Consider the following 5,650-nt stretch of genomic DNA (forward strand, 5'->3'; position numbering starts at 1 on the left):
GCCGGGCATAGGCGAGCGGAAGCGAGGCCGTTCTTCGAACGGCTACGCCCGGCCATGACGGAGCAGGCGGCACTATCGATTACTTCAACGCTTGCGCTGGATATTGCCGGTGCATCGTTCGCCGCCGATCTCTCCGGCGCCCTGTTCTGGGAAGCGCAGCGCCTGCTCGTCGTCTCCGACCTGCATCTGGAAAAGGGCTCGAGCTTCGCCACCCGCGGCGTGCTGCTGCCGCCTTACGATACCATCGCGACGCTCGGCCGGCTTGCTGCTGTCATCTCCCGCCATGATCCGCGCACCGTCATCGCGCTCGGCGACAGTTTTCACGATCGCACCGCGCATGAGCGCCTCTCCGCGGAGGATCGCGACGCCGTCGCCRCACTCCAATCCGGCCGCGACTGGATCTGGATCTCGGGTAATCACGATCCGATGCTGCCGCGCGATCTCGGCGGCACCATCGCCGACGAAGTCGCGATCGGCCCGATCACCTTCCGCCACGAGCCGACCGGCGCGTGCGGCGAGATCGCCGGCCATCTCCATCCCAAGGCCCGCGTCTCCGCGCGCGGCCGTTCGATGGAGCGTCGCTGCTTCGCCAGCGACGGGTTGCGCGCCGTGATGCCCGCCTTCGGCGCCTATGCCGGCGGCCTCAGCATCCGCGATGCGGCGTTTGCAAAGATCTTCCCGGAGAACGGTTTTGTCGCCCATCTCCTCGGCGACCGCCGCGTCCACGCCATCGCCGCGTCGCGGTGTTATTGAGATACACGGTTCGTAGGGTGGGTTAGCCTCGCGGATTGCGCGAAGCGCAAACCGCTTGGCGTAACCCACCACTTCTGTTTCAGCGGAGATAGACAGTGGTGGGTTACGCTGCGCTAACCCACCCTACGCACCTTCACCGTTGCGATACCTAGGCCGCCTTCGCCTGCACGTTATCGCAGAACTCCGCGAGCCGATCGGCGAGCCGCAGCGTCGCCGGGCTCGCATCCGGTGACGCCATCAGCGCCATTTCGGTCTTGTTGATCGGCGCAAAGCCGTCCTTTGCGGTCAGCACGCGATGATCGGCCTGGATCGACATTTCGGACAGGATGCTCAGCCCCATGCCGGCGGCGACCGCGGCCTGGATGCCGGCGAGGCTCGACGACGTGTAGGCCATGTGCCAGGTGCGGCCGGCGCTCTCCAGCGCGTGGATGGCGCCGGCGCGATAGAGGCAGCCCAGCGGAAAGCCGATCAGCGGCACCGACGGCGTGCCCGCGTCGATCGGATGGCTCTTGCTGGTGACCCAGTGCACCCGCTCCGGCCACACCGCGATGGCGCCCTTCTCGCCGGCCTCGCGCTTGTAAAGCGCCAGATCAAGTTCGCCGCGTTCGAGATCGCGGGCGAGGTTCTTGCTCTGGTCGGCGCGGACGTCGAGCCGCAGGCCGGGATGCGAGCGCGAGAATGTCGCCAGCAATTTCGCCAGGCGATAGGCCGCAAAATCCTCGGGAATGCCGAGCCGGATCGCGCCTTCGCTGTCGGGCTGGCTCAGCACGTCGCGCGCCTCTTCCGCAAGCGAGAGCAGCCGCCGCGCATAGGACAGCAGCCGCTCGCCGGCCTCGGTGGGACGCACGTCCTTGCCGTCGCGGTGCAGGAGCACCTGGCCGACATCCTCCTCCAGCCGCTTGATCTGCTGGCTGACGGTCGACTGCGTGCGGTGGACGCGCTCGCCGGCGCGGGTGAAGCCGCCGGCCTCCACGACCGAGACGAAGCTGCGCAGAAGCTCGAGATCGAGCATGGGCGCCTCCATTCGAAAATCCACTGATCGGAAGTTAATCATTTAATTTCCAAATGGCAAGCGGGCTCCCTAGATCGAGGGCTCAGGAGAATGCCCCCATGTCRCTCGCCCCCTCGATTCCCGTCCCCCGCAGCCGCTTCAACACGCTGCCACTCGCTATCGGACTGTTCTGCCTGCTCTGGAGCTATGCCTTCGTCGCCGGCAAGATCGGCGTCACCCATTGTCCGCCGCTGATCCTGCTCGCCGCGCGCTTCTCGCTCGCCGGCATCTTGATCCTCGGTGCGACACTGGTCCGCGGCGACGACTGGTCATTGTCCTGGCGCGATGCCGCGATCTTCGCCGTGCTCGGCATTGCCAACAACGCGCTCTATCTCGGGCTTGGCTACACCGGCCTGCAATCGGTCTCGGCCGGGCTCGGCGGCCTGATCGTGTCGGCCAATCCGGTGTTCACCGCGGCGCTCGCCGCATTGCTCCTTGGCGAAGGCATGACCTGGCGCAAGGCGAGCGGTCTTTTGCTCGGTGTCATCGGCGTGACGGCGATCGTCTGGCACCGCCTGTCGGTTGGCACCGATTCGCTGCACGGCATCGTGTTCACGCTGGCCTCGCTCGCCTCCATCGTCCTCGGCACGATCCTCTTCAAGCTGCTCGCGCCGAAGGGAAGCCTGTGGATCGGCAACGGTGTGCAGAATCTCGCAGCGGGCATCGTGCTGACGCCGGTTGCGCTCACCTTCGCCGACGTCCACGCGATCGATGTCACCCCAAGCCTGGTCGGCGCCTTCGCCTTCCTCGTGCTCGGCGGCTCCATCCTCGCCTACTGGCTCTGGTTTCATCTCCTGAAAGTGTGTGGCGCCACGGCTGCCAGCGCCTATCATTTCCTGATGCCGCCGCTCGGCATGCTGTTCGCCTTCCTCGTGCTCGGCGAGCATGTCGAGGCGAGAGACCTGCTCGGCATCATCCCGGTCGCGCTCGGCATCTATCTGGTGACGCGGCCCGCCGCGAAGCCTGTGTCGTAGAAGGAGTTATTCATGCCCATCTCCATCACCCTGATCGGCGGCCCGACCGCGCTGATCGAGATCGACGGCTTCCGCCTGCTCACCGATCCGACCTTCGACGATGCGCACACCGCCTATCAGCTGCCGCATGTGACGCTGGAGAAGACCATCGGCCCCGCGATGAAGGCCGATGCGATCGGCCCGGTCGACGCGGTGCTGCTCAGCCACGACCAGCATTCGGACAATCTCGACAATTCCGGCCGCGAGTTTCTCAAACATGCGAAGCGCGTGCTGACGACAGAGGCCGGCGCCAGGCGCCTCGGCGGCCATGCCGAAGGCCTTGCGCCCTGGGCGACCTCGCATGTGAAGGACCGTGACGGCAATTCACTGACGATCACCGCGACACCAGCGCGCCACGGTCCGGCCGGCATCGAGCCGCTGTCGGGCGATGTCATCGGTTTCGTGGTGTCCTCAAACCGCAAGGACACAAGCGCGGTCTATATCAGCGGCGACACCACCTGGTTCGACGGTGTTGCCGAGGTCGCGCGGCGTTTCAAATGCCGCGTGGTTCTGCCGTTCGCGGGCGCTGCGCAGACGCGAGGGCCGTTTCATCTCACCATGGACACCAACGACACCGTCGAGACCGCACGCGCCTTTCCCGACGCGGTGATCGTGCCGCTGCATACCGAAGGCTGGGCGCATTTCCGCCAGAACGGCGAGGATCTGCGCAAGACGTTCGACGTGCTCGGCTTCGGGACGCGATTGCGATTGCTGGAGCCGGGCGTGCCGACGGTGATCGAGGCGCCGTAGTCTCAATTGTCATGCCCCGCGAAGGCGGGGCATCGAGTACGCCGCGGCGATTGTTGTGAGGGCGAGATGCCTGACGCCGGCCTCTGGAATACTAGGTCGCCCGGTCAAGCCGGGCGACGACGAGAGGGGAGGTGGCGTTACCTCAATCCTTCCGAAACACGATCGACGCCATCCACCCCGTCATCAGCGCCATGGCCGCGGTGGCGAGGCCGTAGATCAGGCCGTTCTGTCGCGCGGTCGTCGCGACGAACTGTTCGAAACCGACCTTGACGATCTCGAAGGCGGTCTCGGTCTTGCCGATGAATGCGCCGCCCGCGAACAGCTTGATCTCGACCTCGTAGGTGCCGATCGGCACCTCCGCCGGCAGCGGAATGCCGGTGCGGAACAGCGTCGGGGTCAGGAACGTCACGGCGCTCGCATCCTCGCGGTAGAGGCCGCGCTGGGTGCGCAGGCGGATGAAGGCGGAGCGGAATGCGTCGTTCGGCACCACGTCGGCATAATCGCCGCTGACTCGCTGGGTCAGCAGCACGTTGTTCAGCCCGATCTGCTGCCGCCGTGCGATGTCGGGCGAGGTGATGACGTCGAACGGGCGGTTGGCGAACAGCGCCAGATAGCTCGGCACCTGCAGGAACTGCCGGTAGTCGGTGTTGATCCAGATGCCGAAAGTGCGCTCCTTGCGCCGAGTCACCATGTCGGCGCGCGGGCCCATCACGGTGACCACGAGGTCGTAAGCCGTGCGGTCCGCGGGCGTCGTGGCGTCCTTCTCGACCGAGCCGAACAGCACCAGCTCCTCGCCGGAATAGTTCGGCGTCACGGTGACGCGGTGGTTGGAGACCGACACGATCAGCCGCTCGGCCCGCGCGGCGCTGCCGAGCAACAGGACGAGAACGACTGCGAGAAGCGCGCGTGTCATCCGCTCACCCCCAGCTCACGGATGGTGAAGAGATCCTCCGGCCGGATCACCAGCTCGATCACAAAGCGGACGCCGACCGAGAGGATCAACAGGCCCAGCAGCAGCCGCAGCTGCTCGCCGCGGATCTTCTGGCCGGCCCGCGCGCCGAACTGCGCGCCGGTGACGCCGCCGACCATCAGGATCAGCGCCAGCACGGCATCGACGAGGTGATTGGTCACCGCATGCAGCATGGTCGCGAGCAGCATGGTGGCCACGGTCAGGACCATCGAGGTCCCGATCACCGTCGAGGTCGGCACCCGCAGCAGGTAGATCATGATCGGCACCAGGATGAAGCCGCCGCCGATGCCCATGATGGCGCCGATAAAGCCGATCATGATGCCGACGATGACCACGGGGATCACCGAGAGATAGATCTTCGAGCGCTTGAACCGCATCTTCAGCGGCAGGCCATGGATCCAGTTGTGCGTACGCCGCGGCGGCACCGCGCCGCGCCGGGTCCGCATCAGGGCGCGCAGGCCTTCGGAGAACATCAGGCTGCCGACGGTGGTGAGCAGCACGACATAGGACAGTGCGATCATCAGGTCGAGCTGGCCGAGCGCGCGAAGCTGCGTGAAGGTCCATACCCCCAGCGCGGTGCCGGTTACGCCGCCGCAGAGCAGCACGCTCGCCAGCGCCGGATCGATCGCGCGCCGCCGCCAGTAGGAGATCGCGCCGGAAAAGGAGGAGGCCGCGATGTGGCTCGCGACCGAGGCGACCGCGACCGCCGGCGTGATGCCGATGAAGATCAGCAGCGGCGTCATCAGGAAGCCGCCGCCGATCCCGAACATGCCGGAGACGAAGCCGACCGCCGCGCCCATCGCTAGCACCAGGAAGACGTTGACCGGAAGATCGGCGATCGGGAGATAGAGCTGCATTGAACGACGCACCGGCGAGACGGATCGACGAGCGCGGAATGCTCGCGGGAAGATCGGAACGATTGCCGCGTCCCTCAATAGCCGAATTCGCCGGCGGAGGGATCAGGAATCTTGGGCGTTGCGAATGGCCTAAGAGGGATCAGATCACTGCTTCGCTGCGAGCGGAGGATTCCGCCACATTCTCCGCCGTCATGCCCCCGCTTGACCGGGGCATCCAGTACGCCGCAGCTTCTCCGCATCCAACCGGCGTCTCTGG

At 66.1% G+C, this 5,650-nt stretch carries 6 protein-coding genes; 3 read left to right on the top strand and 3 right to left on the bottom strand.

The window, feature by feature from the left end:
• Positions 1-54: 54 nt before the first annotated feature.
• Positions 55-753 (top strand): ligase-associated DNA damage response endonuclease PdeM, encoded by a 699-nt coding sequence (pdeM, locus tag AC1D00_RS23990; RefSeq protein ID WP_477012358.1) that lies wholly within the window; start codon positions 55-57, stop codon positions 751-753.
• Between the two features lie 148 nt (positions 754-901).
• On the opposite strand, the gene AC1D00_RS23995 is transcribed toward pdeM, so the two are convergent.
• Positions 902-1,765, bottom strand: coding sequence for a LysR family transcriptional regulator (locus tag AC1D00_RS23995; RefSeq protein ID WP_167771078.1), 864 nt, complete (start codon positions 1,763-1,765; stop codon positions 902-904).
• Positions 1,766-1,863: 98 nt separating this feature from the next.
• Here AC1D00_RS23995 and AC1D00_RS24000 point away from each other — a divergent pair, with 98 nt between their 5' ends.
• Both AC1D00_RS24000 and AC1D00_RS24005 read left to right on the top strand, forming a co-directional pair.
• The gene (locus AC1D00_RS24000; RefSeq protein WP_404551176.1) at positions 1,864-2,778 is read left to right on the top strand and encodes a DMT family transporter; all 915 of its coding nucleotides are present in this window, start codon (positions 1,864-1,866) and stop codon (positions 2,776-2,778) included.
• Positions 2,779-2,790: 12 nt separating this feature from the next.
• Positions 2,791-3,567, top strand: coding sequence for an MBL fold metallo-hydrolase (locus AC1D00_RS24005; protein ID WP_477012356.1), 777 nt, complete (start codon positions 2,791-2,793; stop codon positions 3,565-3,567).
• A 142-nt stretch (positions 3,568-3,709) separates the two neighbouring features.
• Here the strand turns inward: AC1D00_RS24005 and AC1D00_RS24010 are convergent, their stop codons facing one another.
• Together AC1D00_RS24010 and AC1D00_RS24015 are read right to left on the bottom strand one after the other, a co-directional pair.
• A complete protein-coding gene (locus AC1D00_RS24010; RefSeq protein WP_477012357.1) occupies positions 3,710-4,480 on the bottom strand; it encodes a TIGR02186 family protein in 771 nt (256 codons plus the stop codon).
• Positions 4,477-5,394 carry a sulfite exporter TauE/SafE family protein gene (locus AC1D00_RS24015; protein ID WP_135176227.1) on the bottom strand — a complete coding sequence of 306 codons (918 nt, stop codon included), beginning with the start codon at positions 5,392-5,394 and terminating at the stop codon, positions 4,477-4,479. The genes AC1D00_RS24010 and AC1D00_RS24015 overlap by 4 nt, the downstream gene beginning before the upstream one ends.
• Positions 5,395-5,650: the final 256 nt, after the last annotated feature.

Source organism: Bradyrhizobium sp. P2_E8, from assembly GCF_056403875.1.

Excerpts from the sequence above, each read along its gene's own strand:
- AC1D00_RS23995 (WP_167771078.1), bottom strand. The coding sequence starts at position 1,765 with ATGCTCGATCTCGAGCTTCTGCGCAGCTTCGTCTCGGTCGTGGAGGCC.
- AC1D00_RS24015 (WP_135176227.1), bottom strand. The coding sequence starts at position 5,394 with ATGCAGCTCTATCTCCCGATCGCCGATCTTCCGGTCAACGTCTTCCTG.
- AC1D00_RS24010 (WP_477012357.1), bottom strand. The coding sequence starts at position 4,480 with ATGACACGCGCGCTTCTCGCAGTCGTTCTCGTCCTGTTGCTCGGCAGC.
- AC1D00_RS24005 (WP_477012356.1), top strand. The coding sequence starts at position 2,791 with ATGCCCATCTCCATCACCCTGATCGGCGGCCCGACCGCGCTGATCGAG.